The organism is Flavobacterium hauense (assembly GCF_054457175.1).
Window position 1 is genome coordinate 14,626 of the sequence record NZ_JBTKVX010000001.1, and the last position, 18,304, is coordinate 32,929.

Annotated in this window: 18 protein-coding genes; 4 read left to right on the forward strand and 14 right to left on the reverse strand. The window is 39.9% G+C overall.

The window, feature by feature from the left end; translation table 11 throughout:
- Nucleotides 1–12: 12 nt before the first annotated feature.
- Both ACX0HA_RS00025 and ACX0HA_RS00030 read left to right on the forward strand, forming a co-directional pair.
- Complete coding sequence (locus tag ACX0HA_RS00025; protein WP_458843208.1) at nt 13–939, forward strand: PorP/SprF family type IX secretion system membrane protein; 927 nt, start codon at nt 13–15, stop codon at nt 937–939.
- 5 nt (nt 940–944) lie between these two features.
- On the forward strand, nt 945–3,026 hold the full coding sequence (locus tag ACX0HA_RS00030; protein ID WP_458843209.1) for an OmpA family protein: 2,082 nt from the start codon (nt 945–947) through the stop codon (nt 3,024–3,026).
- 48 nt (nt 3,027–3,074) lie between these two features.
- Here the strand turns inward: ACX0HA_RS00030 and ACX0HA_RS00035 are convergent, their stop codons facing one another.
- The 8 genes from ACX0HA_RS00035 to ACX0HA_RS00070 form a co-directional block, all read right to left on the reverse strand.
- Nucleotides 3,075–3,698 carry a carbonic anhydrase gene (locus tag ACX0HA_RS00035; RefSeq protein ID WP_458843210.1) on the reverse strand — a complete coding sequence of 208 codons (624 nt, stop codon included), beginning with the start codon at nt 3,696–3,698 and terminating at the stop codon, nt 3,075–3,077.
- A gap of 50 nt (nt 3,699–3,748) precedes the next feature.
- The gene (locus ACX0HA_RS00040) at nt 3,749–4,999 is read right to left on the reverse strand and encodes a TraB/GumN family protein (RefSeq protein ID WP_458843211.1); all 1,251 of its coding nucleotides are present in this window, start codon (nt 4,997–4,999) and stop codon (nt 3,749–3,751) included.
- 67 nt (nt 5,000–5,066) lie between these two features.
- Nucleotides 5,067–5,693 (reverse strand): M949_RS01915 family surface polysaccharide biosynthesis protein, encoded by a 627-nt coding sequence (locus ACX0HA_RS00045; RefSeq protein ID WP_458843212.1) that lies wholly within the window; start codon nt 5,691–5,693, stop codon nt 5,067–5,069.
- Nucleotides 5,694–5,741: 48 nt separating this feature from the next.
- The gene (scpA, locus tag ACX0HA_RS00050) at nt 5,742–7,880 is read right to left on the reverse strand and encodes a methylmalonyl-CoA mutase (RefSeq protein ID WP_458843213.1); all 2,139 of its coding nucleotides are present in this window, start codon (nt 7,878–7,880) and stop codon (nt 5,742–5,744) included.
- Nucleotides 7,881–7,882: 2 nt separating this feature from the next.
- On the reverse strand, nt 7,883–8,176 hold the full coding sequence (locus ACX0HA_RS00055; protein WP_458843214.1) for a type II toxin-antitoxin system RelE/ParE family toxin: 294 nt from the start codon (nt 8,174–8,176) through the stop codon (nt 7,883–7,885).
- A complete protein-coding gene (locus ACX0HA_RS00060) occupies nt 8,166–8,402 on the reverse strand; it encodes a hypothetical protein (protein ID WP_458843215.1) in 237 nt (78 codons plus the stop codon). Before ACX0HA_RS00060 ends, ACX0HA_RS00055 begins: the two co-directional genes overlap by 11 nt.
- A gap of 30 nt (nt 8,403–8,432) precedes the next feature.
- A complete protein-coding gene (locus ACX0HA_RS00065) occupies nt 8,433–9,803 on the reverse strand; it encodes a methylmalonyl-CoA mutase subunit beta (RefSeq protein ID WP_458843216.1) in 1,371 nt (456 codons plus the stop codon).
- Nucleotides 9,804–9,814: 11 nt separating this feature from the next.
- A complete protein-coding gene (locus ACX0HA_RS00070; protein ID WP_458843217.1) occupies nt 9,815–10,165 on the reverse strand; it encodes an FtsB family cell division protein in 351 nt (116 codons plus the stop codon).
- Between the two features lie 119 nt (nt 10,166–10,284).
- On the opposite strand from ACX0HA_RS00070, the gene ACX0HA_RS00075 reads away from it, so the two are divergent.
- The gene (locus tag ACX0HA_RS00075) at nt 10,285–10,851 is read left to right on the forward strand and encodes a hypothetical protein (RefSeq protein WP_458843218.1); all 567 of its coding nucleotides are present in this window, start codon (nt 10,285–10,287) and stop codon (nt 10,849–10,851) included.
- Between the two features lies 1 nt (nt 10,852).
- Here the strand turns inward: ACX0HA_RS00075 and udk are convergent, their stop codons facing one another.
- Nucleotides 10,853–11,461 (reverse strand): uridine kinase, encoded by a 609-nt coding sequence (udk, locus tag ACX0HA_RS00080; RefSeq protein ID WP_458843219.1) that lies wholly within the window; start codon nt 11,459–11,461, stop codon nt 10,853–10,855.
- Nucleotides 11,462–11,585: 124 nt separating this feature from the next.
- On the opposite strand from udk, the gene ACX0HA_RS00085 reads away from it, so the two are divergent.
- Complete coding sequence (locus ACX0HA_RS00085; protein ID WP_458843220.1) at nt 11,586–13,118, forward strand: alpha-amylase family glycosyl hydrolase; 1,533 nt, start codon at nt 11,586–11,588, stop codon at nt 13,116–13,118.
- A 60-nt stretch (nt 13,119–13,178) separates the two neighbouring features.
- Here the strand turns inward: ACX0HA_RS00085 and ACX0HA_RS00090 are convergent, their stop codons facing one another.
- The 5 genes from ACX0HA_RS00090 to ACX0HA_RS00110 all read right to left on the reverse strand — a co-directional run bounded on the left by ACX0HA_RS00090 (nt 13,179) and on the right by ACX0HA_RS00110 (nt 18,228).
- Nucleotides 13,179–13,652, reverse strand: coding sequence for a hypothetical protein (locus ACX0HA_RS00090; protein WP_458843221.1), 474 nt, complete (start codon nt 13,650–13,652; stop codon nt 13,179–13,181).
- 231 nt (nt 13,653–13,883) lie between these two features.
- A complete protein-coding gene (locus ACX0HA_RS00095; protein ID WP_458843222.1) occupies nt 13,884–14,357 on the reverse strand; it encodes a hypothetical protein in 474 nt (157 codons plus the stop codon).
- Between the two features lie 416 nt (nt 14,358–14,773).
- The gene (locus ACX0HA_RS00100) at nt 14,774–15,442 is read right to left on the reverse strand and encodes a response regulator (RefSeq protein ID WP_458843223.1); all 669 of its coding nucleotides are present in this window, start codon (nt 15,440–15,442) and stop codon (nt 14,774–14,776) included.
- Nucleotides 15,443–15,473: 31 nt separating this feature from the next.
- Nucleotides 15,474–16,367: a sensor histidine kinase gene (locus tag ACX0HA_RS00105; protein WP_458843224.1), complete on the reverse strand. Its 894-nt coding sequence runs from the start codon at nt 16,365–16,367 to the stop codon at nt 15,474–15,476.
- A gap of 271 nt (nt 16,368–16,638) precedes the next feature.
- On the reverse strand, nt 16,639–18,228 hold the full coding sequence (locus tag ACX0HA_RS00110) for a peptide chain release factor 3 (protein ID WP_458843425.1): 1,590 nt from the start codon (nt 18,226–18,228) through the stop codon (nt 16,639–16,641).
- Between the last annotated feature and the right edge of the window lie 76 nt (nt 18,229–18,304).

Sequence of the window (18,304 nt, forward strand, 5' to 3'; positions counted from 1 at the left end):
CATAACAAAATAATGAGAATGCAACAATTTAAATGTATTATTATACTCCTTCTTACAGCACTTTGCAGTAATGTTTCAGTAGCTCAGCAGGACCCCCAGTATACGCAATACATGTACAATCCTATAAACATTAATCCGGGTTATGCGGGAAGCCGCGGAACCACCAGTTTTTTCCTGATGCACAGGGCGCAATGGGTGGGACTTGACGGAGCACCGGTTACAAATACCGCTTCGGTAAATGCTCCCGTAGGAAGAAATGTTGGTATAGGTATTACATTTGCAAACGATAAGATTGGTCCTACTGATACCAATAATCTGGCAGCGGATTTCTCGTATACAGTAAAAGTGAATGACTACTACAAACTGGGATTGGGTATAAAAGGTTCGCTACAATTATTCAATGTAGATTTTACCAAGCTGAATATATACGACCCAAGCGACCCAAGGTTTCAAAGCAATATTAATAACCAGCTTACACCTAACGTAGGTGCAGGTGCTTACCTGTATTCTGAAAGTACTTATTTAGGCTTGTCAGTTCCTAATATTCTGGAGACACAGCATTATGAGCATAATGATATCTCGGTCGCTAAAGAACGTTTCCACGTTTATGCGATGGGAGGCCATGTTTTTGACCTTGCCTATAACTGGAAGTTAAAACCTGCAGCATTGGCTAAAATAGTTGAGGGTGCTCCGCTTCAGTTAGATATTACCGCTAACGTACTATACAACGATAAGTTTACCCTTGGTGTAGCTTACCGTTGGGATGCAGCTGTAAGTTTACTTGCCGGATTCCAGATTAACGATAAGCTGTTTATAGGTTATACTTATGATACTGAAACTACGGCACTGGCCGATTATAACTCAGGTTCGCACGAGTTATTCCTGCGTTTTGAGCTGTTCAAGAAATATGAAAAGGTTATGAACCCCCGATTCTTCTAACCATAATGAGAAAATTATACTATATAGCATTTTTCACATGCCTGCTCTTTACGTGTGTAGCGATGAACGGCCAGGAAAGAAAGACAAAGGAGACGCCTAAACAGGAAAAAAAGATAAAAGAAACTCCTAAGCAAAAAAAGGAGAGAGAAAAGTTAGAGCAAGAAGGAGTAGGCAAAATGGAAAAAGCTGAAACCCTTACAGAAAAATACAATTATGAAGAAGCCATAAAGGTTTACAGTAAACTTGAGGCGAAAGGATACAGGACTGCTTCATTGTATAAAAAACTTGGCGACGCTTATTATGCCATGAATGAGGCAGATCAGGCAATACGCTGGTACAGGGAACTTTTTAAGCTAAAGAACGAAGTTATTGAACCGGAATATTATTATCGTTTGGCGCAGTCGCTAAAAACGGTTGGTAAGTATGACGATGCCGATAAAATGATGAATGAGTTCAATTTACTTAAAGGTGATGACCAACGTGCTGAACTATTTGACAAAAACAGGAATTACAAGAACGCCATAGAAAGCAATTCAGGCAGGTACAAGGTTAAGATTACTACAGCCAGCAGTATAGTCTCTGATTATGGCGCGACATTTTATGGCGATAATCAGGTAGTCTTTACTTCAAACAGGGACAGCCTTGGCGTGACAACACGAAAGGACAAATGGACCAATAAATCGTTTACTGCGCTTTATATAGCCGACATTACTCCCAAAGGAGATTTGGTAAAGCCTAAGAAGTTCTCTCATAATGTACAGACAAAACTCCATGAGTCTACACCTGTATTTACCAAAGACAAAAAAGTAATGTATTTTACCCGTAATAACTTTAATGACGGGAAATTGCAAAGAGATGATAAAGACCGCATCCTTCTTAAGGTCTATCGCGCCGAAGCTGATGGTGACAAATGGAAGAATATAAAAGAACTTCCGTTTACGAGCAATAGCTATAATACTGCCCATCCATGCCTTAGCCCGGATGAGAAAACATTGTATTTTGCCTCAGATCGCCCGGGAGGATATGGGATGTCTGATATTTACAGTGTGAGCATTAATGAAGATGGTACTTTTGGGAATCCTGAAAATCTTGGCCCAGGCATTAATACAGAAGCTAGGGAAACATTTCCTTTTGTAACAAACGAAAAAATTTATTTCGCATCAGACGGGCATCCCGGCCTTGGCGGGCTCGATGTATTTGTAGCTCAGCTACAGCCAAACGGTACTTATGTGAAAGCTTTAAATGTAGGTGAACCAATTAACAGCCACTTTGACGATTTTGGTTTTATCATCAACGAAGAAAGCCGTACCGGATATTTTTCGTCTAACAGGACGAGTGGTATCGGTTATGATGATGTATATAGCCTTACGGAATATATTGCATTAGATTTTACCTGCAGGCAGTTCATATCGGGTATTGTATCTGATAAAGAAACCAAGAAGGCTATTACGGGTGCTAAAGTTGCCCTGTATGATGCCGACGAGAATATTATAGAAGAGATTGTTACCGCTCAGGATGGTATATATTATTTTGGCGTTGACTGCGAAAAAGCATATACTGTAAAAGTTGCTGCCCAGGATTATCTTCCTAAAGAGCTGGCAACCGAAGTTACTGAGCTTGAAGGCGATGTTGTACTCCCTGCCATAATGGAAAAGCCGGAGAAAGTAATTGTACCTGAAGCGCCAAACTTGTATGAGAATGCTGCTCCGGTAGTAGGTCTTGACCTTGCAAAAAAATTCCGTATTGAACAGATTTACTTTAATACAGGAAGGTATAATATACGTCCTGATGCAGCCATACAGCTAGATAAGGTTGTTGCCTTCATGAAAGAATATCCAACGGTTAAGATTGACGTGAGGTCGCATACAGATTCGAGAGGACCTGAAAATCAAAACCAGCTATTGTCTGAAAACAGGGCGCGTGAGATCATGGCCTACATTATCAAAAAAGGCATCGATTCTAAACGTCTTACCGCTAAAGGATATGGAGAATCGCAGTTGGTAAATAAATGTGCCGACTGGGTAAAATGTACCGAGAAAGAGCATCAGCAAAACAGAAGAAGCGAATTCATCATTACTGATATGTAATGTAAATTATACAAATAAAAACGCCGCTGGATTCAGCGGCGTTTTTATTTAATCTATCCTGTATATATCGGATATGTTCTTTGTAATGTTTTCAAAATCTATGGCAAGGTCTATCAGTTTTCCTGTCCTTACGTCAAATATCCAACCGTGTACGGTAAGATTCCTGTCTATAATAGCTCTTTGTACCTCTACAGCCTTAATAACGTTGATGCACTGCTCCTGGACATTAAGCTCAACGAACCGGTCATAGCGTGCTGCCATATCCTCAATAGCATTAAGCTCACGCCTGTGAATCCTGTAAACATCCCTGATGTTCTTCAGCCAAGGGTTGAGTATACCTAAATCAGATTGTTCCATAGCAGCCTTAACACCGCCACAGTTATAATGCCCACAAACCACCACATGGTTTACTTTAAGATGCTGTACGGCATAGTTGATAACCGATAGCACATTCAGGTCGGTATTAGGGACCATATTGGCAATATTACGGTGTACGAACACATCGCCGGGCTGTAGCCCCATAAGCTCTTCGGCCGTTACGCGGCTGTCTGAGCAGCCAATGTATAAGATCTCCGGCGCCTGGCCTGCAGCGAGGTTTTTGAAATAATCCGGTTTTTCCAGTTGGGCCTTTACCCATTCTGTGTTATTCTCAAATACTTTTTTAATGTCCATAGTAATGCGTTTTTGTAACTCAAAAATAATGATTAATCATTAAAAGATGACTAAGGCTGGCTGTAAATGCTTTTCGAAGCCTTCGAATTACTTATAAGGATGGCAAAATCAATAAAGTCAGTCGTAGTGCTGTTACCATAATCAATCTTTCTTTTTTGCGGAATCTCAATAACTTCAATAAGGTCAGTGTCCTGATGGTAAGGGCTGTTAGGTGTATTAATCCAGAAAATTGTCAGGTCAGAAAGCTTTTTGGTTTTAATGTTATCGATGCCTTTAAAATATTCGTCAGGAGCATCGCCAATGGCATTGCCACCTTCATTTACCTGACTGGTAAAATTATCGTTGTCGTCAAATTTTGTATTTACCATCACTTCCGATTCAGTGAGGTATCCTAAAACAGAAACGATACTTTCTTTGTGGTAAATGTTATTTTTGATGAGCATGGAAAAAAAAGTCTCATGTTTTCCTTCTTTAGTTTTTAGCAGATGGAAAAAGCCATAACGGAAAAATTGCAACTGATTTTTAATAGAATAAATTTTTCTAAGGTTTATGTAGTTGCTGTAAATCTCTTTCTCGCGGTTGTAACTCACAAAGCTGGTCTTTATATTCCTGATAATATGTTCCAGTAATTCTTTTTCTTTTACAGACGAAAGGTATTTTCCCGAATTCTTATCGTAGTCGGCAACAAATGACTTTAATTGTGTTTTAGAATAGCTGTCATAATAGGGGGAATAGTCGGTAGTGTCTTTTAGGAACGTGGTTTCCAGTTGGTTTATCAGAGGGAATTGCCTGTGGTTTTTTATAATTTCCAACAGGTGCTTGTAGGTATATTTATAAGTAACAATCGGGTCAGCACCCAGTACGGTAATTTTATTTTTTTCGGGGAGCTTATCATTAATCTTTTTTAGTACTTTCCATTTTTCCAGGACATCAATGGTCTTTTCCTGTGGAATGCGTGTGCCATAATGTTCAATCAGGTCTTTTAGCAGGTTTTCATTTCCTGTTTTAAGGTATTCATTAAAATAATGAGCCAGGCTGATGTCGGTTTCCGGAAAGTAAAATGAGATATTCTGACTTTTATGAACCGATTGTAAGAGTTGTAATTCTGCGATCTCAGTTAAAGAACTTCCGTGATAAGCCCCAAAGCCTATGATCTTTGCATCCTTTAGGGGAAACACATAGCTTTCATCCAAAACTGACGAATTGTTTTGAAGATATTCTTGTTTATATTCTTGTGAATGTGAGTATTGGTGAATTAAAACTGATGAAATAAAAGTGATCAGATAACGAAATGTATTCATATTTAAATCTGTTTATTACAAATCTCAATAATTATGAGTACACTAAATTGTACAATTGGGACAATGGTTATTTGCCCAAAATGTGTTTTTTCCAAAGTTGTGTAGCATAATCCCTGAACTGTTTAGGTCCTTGCCTGAAAACGGTGTCAAAAGTATACTCGCCTCCCAAATATTCATTATAACCAACATGAGCCCTGTTTTCGCCACGCATCGCGTATTTTTTTCCATTCTCATACATGATGAGTTTCATGCTGACAGGGCTTACATCGCCATGGCAACCCACCTTATGCATTACCCATACTTCAGCTTTACCATCTTTATTCAGGTCGGTAACAGATATAGCCGGTGTAATGAAGTTCAGTTCGATATCTACCGGACACTCTTCTACAAAATCGTATATTTTCCAATTTAATGCCCAGTTTCCTTCTTTAAATGTATAAAGATAAGCTGTAATGCTGGCACTATCAGTAGGTGACGTATCAGTAGTTTTTATATCATCGATAGTACCACTTTCAGTCGCAAGAAGTATGTTGTCACCAACCTTGTCATTGTAACGTATTGCAGCAACAACGGTTCCTTTGTAACTTATTGTTTTTGGAATGTCGTTCGTTTTAAGCTTCACAGTCTTAATCTGGCTGAAACATAAGAAAGGTAACAGCAATAATAAAATCAGGATGTATTTGTTGTTTGGCATAGATAAATAAAAAAAACACCTGATAAGCGAACTCATCAGGTGTATATATTACTCTTCAAATCCTTTTATAAGTACTTCAAGTATTTTGATAGCTGCCTCACTGATCTTGGTACCAGGTCCAAATACCGCCACGGCACCACTATCAAACAGGTATTGGTAATCCTGTGCCGGGATAACCCCGCCCACAATAACCATGATATCTTCACGGCCATATTTCTTAAGTTCTTCAATAACCTGTGGTACAAGCGTTTTATGCCCTGCGGCTAATGAAGATACCCCAAGAATGTGAACGTCGTTCTCAACGGCTTGTTTAGCTGCCTCAGCCGGTGTTTGGAATAGTGGGCCAATGTCCACATCAAAGCCTACATCGGCATAACCTGTAGCTACTACTTTGGCACCACGGTCGTGTCCGTCCTGTCCCATTTTGGCGATCATTATCCTTGGACGTCGGCCTTCCAGCTTTGCAAATTCATTAGCAAGCTGTTTTGCTTTTTCAAAGCTCTCGTCGTTTTTGATCTCTTTGCTGTACACTCCGCTAAATGATTTAATTTGTGCTTTATACCTTCCGAAAATCGTTTCAAGCGCATCGCTTATCTCACCCAGAGTAGCCCTGTTGCGTGCCGCATCTACAGCAAGTTCAAGCAGGTTGCCTTTGCCTGTTGTAGCTGACTCAGTCAGCTTTGCAAGGCATGCCGCCACTTTCTGGCTGTCGCGTGTCGCTTTTATCTGGTCAAGGCGCTCTATCTGCTGACGGCGCACCATCTGGTTGTCTACGTCTAATATATGAAGCGGGTCTTCTTTTTCAAGGCGGTATTTGTTTACACCAACAATGATATCCTGACTACTGTCTATACGTGCCTGTTTGCGTGCTGCGGCTTCTTCAATGCGAAGTTTTGGTATACCTGCTTCAATGGCTTTGGTCATGCCGCCCAGTTCTTCAACCTCTTCAATCAATGCCCATGCTTTTTTAGCAATCTCATCGGTCAGGCTTTCTACATAGTAGCTTCCTGCCCATGGGTCAACTGTTTTTGTTATTTTGGTTTCTTCCTGAAGGAAGATCTGTGTGTTACGTGCGATACGTGCAGAGAAATCAGTTGGAAGGGCAATAGCTTCATCAAGTGCATTTGTATGCAAAGACTGTGTTCCTCCAAAGGCAGCAGCGGCAGCCTCGATAGCTGTACGCGCCACATTGTTGAAAGGATCCTGCTCGGTTAAGCTCCATCCGCTAGTCTGGCAGTGAGTACGTAATGCAAGTGACTTATCATCTTTTGGTTCAAACTGCCTCAGCAATTTTGCCCAAAGCATACGGCCTGCACGCATCTTGGCAATTTCCATGAAATGGTTCATCCCGATAGCCCAGAAAAACGAAAGGCGCGGAGCGAACTCATCAATTTTCATCCCTGCGGCAAGTCCCGTACGGATGTATTCAAGTCCGTCGGCAAGGGTGTATGCCAACTCAATATCGGCAGTAGCACCGGCTTCCTGCATGTGGTAGCCTGAGATACTGATGGAGTTGAATTTTGGCATCTTGCGGCTTGTATATTCAAAAATATCAGCGATAATTTTCATGGATGGGGCAGGAGGGTAGATGTACGTATTACGCACCATGAACTCCTTAAGGATGTCATTCTGTATCGTCCCAGAAAGAAGCTCAGGCGCAACGCCCTGTTCTTCGGCTGCTACGATATAAAAGGCCATGATAGGCAATACCGCACCGTTCATGGTCATCGATACCGACATCTCATTTAGTGGAATCTGGTCAAACAGCACCTTCATGTCCTCAACGCTGTCTATGGCAACACCGGCTTTACCTACGTCACCTACCACACGCTCGTGATCACTGTCGTAACCCCTGTGCGTTGCAAGGTCAAACGCTACCGAAAGCCCTTTCTGACCCGCTGCAAGGTTACGTCGGTAAAAGGCATTACTTTCTTCGGCGGTAGAGAAACCTGCATATTGGCGCACTGTCCACGGACGGCGCACGTACATGGTAGCATAGGGCCCACGAAGGTTTGGCGCAAAGCCGGCACCGAATGCAAGGTGCTCCAGGTTCTCGATATCCTTTTCAGAATAGTTTTCTTTTACTTCAATTCCTTCGGCAGTCAAAAAAGAATTTTGCTCCGCGTTCACGGATTGATCTTCTGCCTGAGGCTTAAGTTGTATATGTTGTATGTTTTTTCTTGTCATGTCTATCGTTCAATCCAAATTTCAGAATCCCTGGAAGTATGGTAAACTGCTTTTATAAATACAGTATGATTAATAATGTCAAAATGAATTAAATAAGGAAATGTTTCTATTAAAGCAGTTCTTACATCATCATAACGAATTTCGTATAGGAACGGATTTTGTCTAATAATTGATATTTCGTTTTTTACTGCTGTGATAAAACGTTTTCCTAATCCTTGCTGTTTATCGTTGTACCAATTTGCAGTTTCCTTAACGTCTAATTTTGCTTCCGAAAAAATGATAACTTTATAATTCATCCTCAATATCTTTCATGGCTTTATCAAAATCTTCAGCCGATGATGGATTTTTGAGATAAGCTTCACTGCGTTCACGAACCTGCTGCATTTGCCATTCAGGTACAGGGTTATATTGTTTAGCAGATGGCAAAATAATTACTTCTACTTCATCGGCATTGAAATCTTCCGGTAGGGTAATATTTATATTACGACCATTTACTTTTATGAATTGTCTTATAGCTTCCATATTTCTTTTTATTAAAGATAATCATTTTGATTATTCGCTAACCTTCTCACTTTCTAAACGTTCCTGTTCCACTTTTTCCGCAAGTCTTTTCTCTATAATGGGAGATACAAGCGTTTTTCGTGGGTTGGTCTTAACGAAAGGATATAGTTCCAGGTCATGGCTCATACGGTCGTTCTTGTTAGGGTATTTGTTGGTACCCAATAATACTTCTTTGCCCTGATCGAAAAGCTCCTGCTCTTTGGCGGCACTCTCCTGTATCTTACGTTGGATAGTCCCTTCCATAAGCTGTGTAAGGAAACCTCCGTTAGCTTCAATATCTTTAAACAAAGCAAGGGCTTTTTCGGCAAGCTGTTCCGTAAGTTCTTCAATATAGTAAGCACCGTCTGCCGGATTGTTTACCTTATCAAAATAACTTTCGTGTTTCAGTACTAATAGCTGGTTACGGGCTATACGGTCGCCAAACTCATTGTCTTTGTGGTAAAGCGCGTCATACGCAAGATTAGCAACTGTATTGGCACCACCCAGGATTGCGCTCATGCATTCGGTAGTGGTGCGCAGCATGTTCACATTATAATCATAAAGTGTCTTGTTGCGTTTCGTTGGAGTGGCCATGATATGGCAGTCGAACGTATGGTCATATTCTGCCGCGATGAGGTTAAACAGTGTCCTCATGGCACGCAGCTTTGCGATTTCAAAAAAGTAGTTGGTACCTACGGCTACCTGAAGCACAACAGGCTTGTTGATGGTAGCAACGCGGTTAAAGTATTCATTGGCATGTGCCAAAGCATAAGCAATCTGCTGTACAATGTTTGCTCCTGCATTTTGGTACAGGCTGCTATCCACACTTAAGAAATGAATGTTTGAGCAGGCTATGGCAATAGTACTTAATGCTTCAATATCTGTTTCCAGATTGGTATGCCAATTGCCTTCTTTTGCCAGTTGCCCTATAGGGTCAAGCTGAACATAAAAATCAGCATTTCTTTCCTTAGCTAAAGCATCCAGTTTTTTTACGAAATCGATTGATAAGAATTCCAAATAAAAATACACAGGGGTGCTGTCAGGTACTTTTGAAAGCAGGGTAGTAAGGTCGGCATTTTCGTTCTCCAATGTAAAACGGATGCTTTCGGCACCACGTTTAAGGGTAGATATAGCCCTTCCTGCCGATTTCTCGGCATCGTGAACATATATATTCTGGCAAATGGTAAATTCGGCAGCTTTACCCGCAACGGCAGGCCCCTGCCTAAATTCGTCTATATGATAAAATGGCTTTACCTTAATGCCTTCGGGACTTTCCCAAACCAACGTTTCATTATAGTCTGCGCCTTTCAGCTCAAACTGTATCTGCTGCTTCCATTGTTTGGAAGTAACGGGTTCAAATTCATTAAATAGCTTGTCGCTCATGCGGGAATATATTAAAGAGATCTTGTACCCTGTTCGTCTGCCGGGATACTATCTTCAAATTCTATGATATAAACATCTTCATTTTCGCGTTTCATGTAGTATTTCTCACGCGCATATTTTTCGGTTTGGTCGGTGTTGTTCAGCTGTTTTATACTGATGCTGTCTTTTTTTATCTCCTGGATGTAATAACGTTTATTGGCTTCCAGTTCTTCGATCTTTTTGTCGAGTACCCTGTTTTCAAAATAAGAGTAATTATCCAGTAAGAACCACCATACCCCTACAAAAATAATAACCAATACATATCTGTTCCCCAGTATTTTAAGGAGAGGGTAGCGTGCGGTTAAGTTTTTGAAGAATTTCATGGTGCTAAATTACATCAAAATACCAAAAGACAGATTTTAAATTACAAACTTTTGTACACTAAATTCAATATTGGAATAACTTTTGTTTTGCAGTTTAAAAACTATAAAACAATCTCCTTATGAAAAACCTGTACCTGTTTGCCCTTATTATTATAGGTGTGGAATGTGCCGCGCAAAACGAAAAATTATCTTCTGCCTCTGAGTTTATCGACAGGTCGAGCTATATTCAGATCAATCTGGATGAGAATGAATCGGCTATTTTTAAATCGGGGTGGAATGAAACGGTACAGTTTTATCCGGCTGAAATTGTAGACCTGAAGCAGCATACGAAAATCTATGGGCTGAATGTTACGACCGAATATCTGATAACCCAACAAAATACAGATAACTTCAGGGTAAAAGAAGATGCCTGGGTAGGCATGGAAGAAATAGATGACATGATCGTCTGGTTGGAACAATATGTAATACCGAATCTTGGTTCTTCGGCCGGTAAAAAGAAAACGGTGAAATATATTTTTAATTCGAATGAGCTTACGTTAAAATTCGAAATAAAAGACACTACCCAAATATTTTCGGTAATACTGAATAACTCGGCCTATCTTGACAGATACTTCTGGACCGAAGCCCGGGTAAAAGAAATCCCAAAAGTACTGGCTGCGCTAAAATACCTTCAGACAAAGGCCTGAATTATGCCAAACGCTGATGTATAACTGCTCTTACCACATCTATGGCAACAGTATTGTACCTGTCATGCGGGATGATGATATCGGCATGGGCTTTGGTAGGCTCAATGAATTGCTCATGCATGGGTTTAAGGGTGTTTTTATAGCGGCTAAGCACTTCATCCATGTCGCGGCCACGTTCGGCAATATCACGTTTTAAACGACGGATAAGCCTCTCATCAGGGTCGGCATAAACAAATATCTTAATATCAAACATATCCCTGAGCTTTGCGTCTCCCAGTATAAGGATGCCCTCTACGATCATCACTTTCCTTGGATGTGTGATTATGGTGTCGCTTGTCCTGTTATGGGTAATAAAAGAGTATACAGGCTGTTCTACTGCATCTCCGGCTTTAAGAGCGGCAAGATGTTCGGCCATTAATTCAAAGTCAATAGCATTAGGATGGTCAAAGTTAATTTTTGCCCTGTCTTCATAGCTAAGTCCGTTTGTTTGCCTGTAATAGGAATCCTGAGAAATTATACCCACTTCTTCGGAAGGTAACTCATTCATTATCTGTTGCACTACAGTTGTTTTTCCGCTTCCGGTACCACCGGCGATTCCTATTATAAGCATTGGGATTGTTTTTATTAGGGCAAAAATAGCAATTATAAGTAGGTAATGATGCCGTTTAGCTGTTATGTGACTATTAAATCATTAAGTAAATCCCTTATATTTGAAACAAACTTTATTATTTATTATGCTACGATCAATTGTGCTTGCCATCAGTGTCCTGTGTATTACGCCTGCTTTTGCACAGCATGAAGTAATGTACCACATATCTACCCGCAGTTTTTTTGACAGTAACGGCGATGGTCAGGGTGACCTGACCGGAATATTGCAAAAGCTGGATTACCTGCAGCAGTTTGGGGTTACTACCATATCATTATCACCCATATACCAGTCTGATTTTTACCATAACCTTTATGCTGTTGATCTTGAAAAAACTGACGGGGAGTATGGGAATTTTAAAGAATACCGCGACCTTATACAAAACATCCATTTAAGAAAGATGAAAATGTACCAGGAAGTAGACCTGCAATATGTAGGTGCAAAACATCTGTGGTTTACCGATTCGTTTAAAAACACAAAATCGCTATACAGTAGTTACATTTATTATACTGACCCAAAAAACGAAAAGCCTTTCCTGCTGCCTGAAATAACGACTTATAATGGAGCTAAAGAACAGGTAGCTGCGGTAAATCTTAAAAATGCCAAAGTTGCGGCTTATTATAGCAAGGCATTAAAATACTGGGCTGATCCTAATGGTGATGGTAATTTTAACGATGGCGTTGATGGTTTCAGGATCGTTGATGTAAAAGATAAGCTCGATAATTCGGGCAAAACATCAAATCAGCTTAAAGAATTTTATGCTCCATTGATTGCCGGCCTGAAGAAAGTAAATCCTGCATTGCAGTTTCTTGCAGAGGCGACTTCTGTAAATTTTGGAAACGATCTATATGCTAAAGCCGGTTTTGACAGGGTGTCATCGATGAAATTAAGGGATGCAATTGTTTCTTTTGATAAGAAAAAAATAATGACAGCTGTCGACAGTACTTATTCAACTCTTGGCGCAGGGAAGATACCGGTTCCCTTTATCGAAAATGAAAATACCCAAAGGATCGCCTCACTACCTACTATGAATTTAGGCAAACTTAAACTGGCTGCAGGACTGAGCTTCCTTTTAGGCGGTGTACCGTGTATGTATTATGGGCAGGAAATTGGGATGATGGGCAAACCGTTAAATACCGGTACCGACGGTGACGGCATACCGTCGAGGGAAGCCTTTGAATGGTATGCGTCCAATGAAGGGCAGGGTATGGCTACGTGGTATAAAGATGCCGGGCAATACTGGGAAAATCGAAGTGCAGCTGATTCTGATGGGGTTTCACTTGAAGAGCAACAAAAGAATACCGAATCTTTATGGGGGTACTATAAGCAACTGATACGGATGAAAAAAATGCAGCCGGCCGTGGCTGAGGGTAAATATGAAAAACTACTGAATAATAACGATAATGTTGTGTCATTTGTACGAGATGACGGAAAGAATAAAGTGCTGGTGATGATTAACCTTTCGGGTAAGGAAGAATTTACAAGAATTGACGATGCCAGTATCCTCAGACTAGACGATATGAAGCTGATCTTCGGTAGCCCAAATGTAGATTTTGGCGGGGGAGCAAGGGGTATAACGCTTTCACCTTATTGTGTCCAGGTATGGAAGTGCTTCTATTAATATATATAAACAGGGACTTTAGGGTCCCTGTTTTTTTGTACTGAGTTTTAATAATTCTGGTCAGAGGTTATGCAATGTAATCGCTGTTAGATATGATACCCTTTTATTCCATTCATCTGTTAGGTTGAAGTTATACGATGGTATACGCCATATTTTAGTCTCATGGATACATTTACCATAGTTTTCAAGCTCTTTGTAGGTAGAAAAATCTTTAAGCCTTTCGAGCCCGCATACTGATACAATAGCAAAATCAGGTTTAATGTTAAGCTTTAATACTGATTCCATTATAGAAGTTATCCTTTTTTTCTGCTCTGTAGGAGAAGCAGAAACGACAAGGATATTCTTTTTACGTACTGTAACAATAAATGTTCCCTGGGCAATGCCTTTTGGGGACTGGATGTTTTCTGTTGCTACTGCTCCTGACTCTGAAAAATAGACGCGTTTAACGGCATCCGGTTTTAGCCTTGTGCAAACTTCGGTTATGGTCGAAGCCTTTCCGGCACTTTTGGCACCCTTAATAACTATATACTTCATTTTTCCGGTGATTTGGGGTTGTTAAGGTGTGGATTTTTGAAGTAAACGGGTTTTTTATGGTCTTTATTTTTTCATAGGCTCGTTGGGTTTTTAATAATTGGTTGTTGTTGGATGGTTTGTAATTATTTGCTTTTTAGTGGTTTATGATATTAAAGTTAATAAATATAAATCACATAGTATCTAAATTTTAAATAAAATTAAAGGCTCCTGCTAAGGAGCCTTATATATAGATCATAGATTATGCAGCGTTATGGCTGTTATATATGATATACGCTTATTCCATTCTTCTGTAAGGTGAAAGGTATAAGATGGGATTCTCCATATTTTTGTTTCATAGATGCATTTGCCAAATTTTTCAAGCTCTTTAGATGTCGAAAAATCTTTTAATTTTTCAAGGCCTCTCATGGCTACAATGGCAAAATCGGGTTTCAAGTTTAAGTGAAAAACCGACTCCATGATGTTCGTTATTTTTTGTTTTTGTTCTGTCGGTGCCCCTGACACCATCAGTATGTTTTTTTTTCTCACTGTAACTATATAAGTACCGTCTGCTATGCCTGTTGCGGGAGCGATACTTTCAAGTGATACTTTCCCTGATTCGGAAAAATATACTTTGCGTATTGCATCCGGCTTTAATTTCTTGCAGACTGCATTGATGGTTTCGGCTTTACCCGAACTTCTAGCGCCTTTGATAATTATATACTTCATAAGTCTCGTACGTTTTGGGTTTGTTTAATGTGTGGGTGGGGGCTAAGGTTGATTGTTGTTAGTGTTTCATAGGCTGTCTATTTATTTTTTAAATATAAGTTTTGCTTGCAATGATGCAAATTGTGTTTATTATTTTGCGAATTTTCTTATATATTTGTACGAAAATGTCTATTCTGCAAAAATACAGGTATAATTAATACTATTTAGTGTTTTATTGTAAAATATTTAACAAACCAAATAAATTATGTTTTAATTAACTCAACTTTCTGTTTGTAGGTACAATTCTACATATTTATTTAAAGTTACTGTTTTTACGGTTTCAATCTTTACGGTTTTCCGTAAACAAATGTTAAATAAATGTTAAAATCGATGAACTGCATACTGTGTTGGCATAACGTAAAGTGAATTCTTACTTTTTATACGATTCGCATGTTTTTTGCTATGGCCACAAGATGAATACTGTTATTTGCTTTTAAGACATATTTCAGTCGGTTGATTTTTTTTTCGATACTGCTTGTGCTGGGTGAGGGGTATTCTTTTTGTTTAAATATCCTGCTGATATCATCCTGTGCAAAGCCTTCAGATAGCAATTTCAGGATTTCGACATCATACATGTCAATTTCAAATAAGGATTGTTGTTTAAGTACAGAGGCAAATTCCGGAGATATATAGATTCCTCCTTTTGCTGTTTCAATCACTGCTTCAACCAGTTCGTTACTGCTCTCGCGGCCTTTGACTACAAATCCGCTGACAGCATTTTTTGAAAGCAACGACCTGATGAGGTAGGGTTTGTCTTCAACCGAATAAACAATGATCTTCGTGTGGATGTCCTCATCGCGCATACGCTTAATAAACGCCTCTCCTGTTGCGATTTGTGTATCGCGGCCGGGATCATTTTTAAATGAAAGATCAGTAATGATGAGGTCAAAAGGAGTATTGTTAATGATAGCTTTTTTAATTTTCAGATAAGCATCATCGCAGTATTTTGCCGTATGTATTTCAAACGAAAAGTTTTCATTAAGTAATGCATTAACGCCGATGCTAATGCTGTCTATATCTTCGAGGATTAAAATTTTTTTAAACATGTAGGGGAAACATGATGGGTTATTATCAATTTTAATATGCGGTATAAGCCGGGTAATGCAGCATTACATGAAACCCTTTTTCGGCTTCTTCTTCAATTATTGCCTGTCCGTCTATTGAGTTCATACGGTTTTCAATGTTTAGCAGCCCGCTTTTCGAGAACAGTTGTTCTTTTGTTGCGCCACAGCCATTGTCTGTGTAAGTGATCTCGAGTTTTTTCCCGTGTAGGGAGAAATCTATTATTACCAATGTGGCACCACTGTGTTTTTTCATATTTACCATAAGCTCCTGTAAAGAGCGATATGTAGCTATTTTTTTTATGGGGTTCACATTATTCCAGTTGATTTCGGCCATCCCCTTTATGATCACGTTTATAGTATCTCCGGCATAGCCTGTCAGCATTAGCTTCAGATGTTCGGGGTAATCGTAACCGGTCTCGATATTATTTGTTTCCCGCGATATGTTTTTGGTGAGCAGGTAAATGTCGTCAAGCTTTGATATGAGTTGTTTCCGGGCTTCATTGGTAAGTTCTTTCTCGGAAATAAGATAATTTATCGTTCCGTAGATCTCATTGGCAATTTCATCATGTACTTTTTTTGCAATGCGTATCTCAGTAAGATATCCCTCCATAAAGCGTTCGCGCTTATGTTTTGCTTTTACAAGGAAATAGACAAGGAGAGAACAGCAAACAGTAAATGTAAGGCTCAGACATAAAAGCATGCGGTGGTTGTGGCTGATTTGCAAAAGTAAATCATCTTCACCCGGGTGTACTGTATTACCCGAATGCTCACCTGAAATGGCTTTTTTATGGTCAATATACGGAATTGCCCTTTCATGGGTGTTGGCTCTTGATCCGGTACTACAGATTAGGCCTACTGCCAGGAAAAGCAGGTATAGATATTTTTTTATATTAAGATTTGATAGCATACGTTTTTTCTTAAATACCATTGAGCATACCCCATAAGGTATGTGTACAGAGATAGTCTGTACTTACAAAATAGTTAAGCAGGTATTTTCTTAGGCCTTGCAAATGAGTAAGATGTTGCATGGCACAACTGTTGTTTACAAAAACAACAGTTGCTGGAATACCGGCTAAGTCTTTAAAATAAACGTAGTGTACTGGTTGTTAAAAATAAGGCTCTTTTTTCGTTTAATAGATGATTAAGCGACCAAAGGTATATTTATCGGTTAAACTGCATTAGTCAAATTCAGAAGTAAAGAAAAGCTTTACAGAAGGGTATTTTGACTGCGTCATCTGTATCGAAAAATCGGAGTCGGCAAGAAATACCAGCTGACCGTATTTATCTTTGGCCAGGAATTTTTGCTTGATTCTTTTGAATTCGGCGAACTCTTCGTTTTTAGCATCGTCCGGTTTCACCCAGCACGCTTTAAAAGCAGGGAAGTTTTCATAAGAACATTTTGCGCCATATTCATGCTCCAGCCTGTACTGAATAACCTCATACTGTAGTGCCCCTACGGTGCCTATTACTTTACGGTTATTCATTTCAAGGGTAAACAGCTGTGCTACACCCTCGTCCATTAGCTGGTCAATTCCTTTTTCAAGCTGCTTGGACTTTAGCGGGTCGGCATTGTTGATATAACGGAAGTGTTCCGGAGAGAAGCTCGGGATCCCTTTAAAGCTCATTAGTTCGCCCTCAGTCAGGGTGTCACCAATCTTAAAGTTACCGGTGTCATGGAGACCTACTATATCACCAGGGAATGAGATGTCTACGATTTCTTTCTTCTCGGCAAAGAAAGCATTAGGGCTCGAAAATTTCAGGTTCTTGCCAAGACGTACATGCAGGTAGGGTTTGTTTCTTTCGAATGTTCCCGATACGATCTTTACGAAAGCGATCCTGTCGCGGTGTTTAGGGTCCATGTTTGCATGTATCTTAAATACGAAGCCTGCAAATTTTTTCTCATCCGGTTCAACAGTTCTGGTGTCAGAATCTTTTGGCCTTGGCGAAGGTGCGATCTGTATAAAGCAGTCAAGCAGTTCGCGTACACCAAAGTTATTAAGTGCCGAACCAAAGAATACAGGCTGCAGTTTACCATCAAGGTAAGCCTGCCTGTCAAATGCCGGATAAACTTCATCGATAAGCTCCAGTTCTTCCCTTAGCTTGTCGGCAGGTTTCTGGCCTATTATCTTTTCAAGTTCCGGGTTATTTATATCGCTGAAGGCAATGGTTTCTTCAATGTTTTTACGGCTGTCACCGCTAAAAAGGTTGATGTTTTTCTCCCAGATGTTATAAATACCCTGGAAATCATACCCCATTCCTATGGGGAAACTCAAAGGTGTTACGGTAAGGCCCAGCTTTTGTTCAACCTCGTCCATTAGGTCAAACGCATCTTTACCTTCACGGTCAAGCTTATTGATAAAAACCAGCATAGGTATGTTTCGCATACGGCAAACCTGTACCAGTTTCTCTGTTTGTTCCTCAACCCCTTTTGCAACGTCAATCACAACGATAACGCTGTCTACGGCTGTAAGTGTCCTGAAGGTATCTTCTGCAAAATCCTTATGGCCGGGAGTATCGAGGATGTTTATTTTTTTGTCCTCATAATTAAAAGCAAGTACAGATGTGGCAACAGAGATTCCCCTTTGCCTTTCGATTTCCATAAAGTCACTGGTTGCGCCTTTTTTTATCTTATTGCTTTTTACAGCACCTGCCTCCTGGATAGCACCTCCAAATAGAAGTAGCTTCTCGGTCAATGTTGTTTTACCGGCATCCGGGTGGGAAATAATACCAAAAGTACGTCTTCTCTCAATTTCTTTATCAAAGTTCATGCGCTCTGCCTCTTTCTTATAATTATGCAAAAATAGGTTTTTCCTTTTTTATGGGAGCAAAGATAGTATGTTCCTT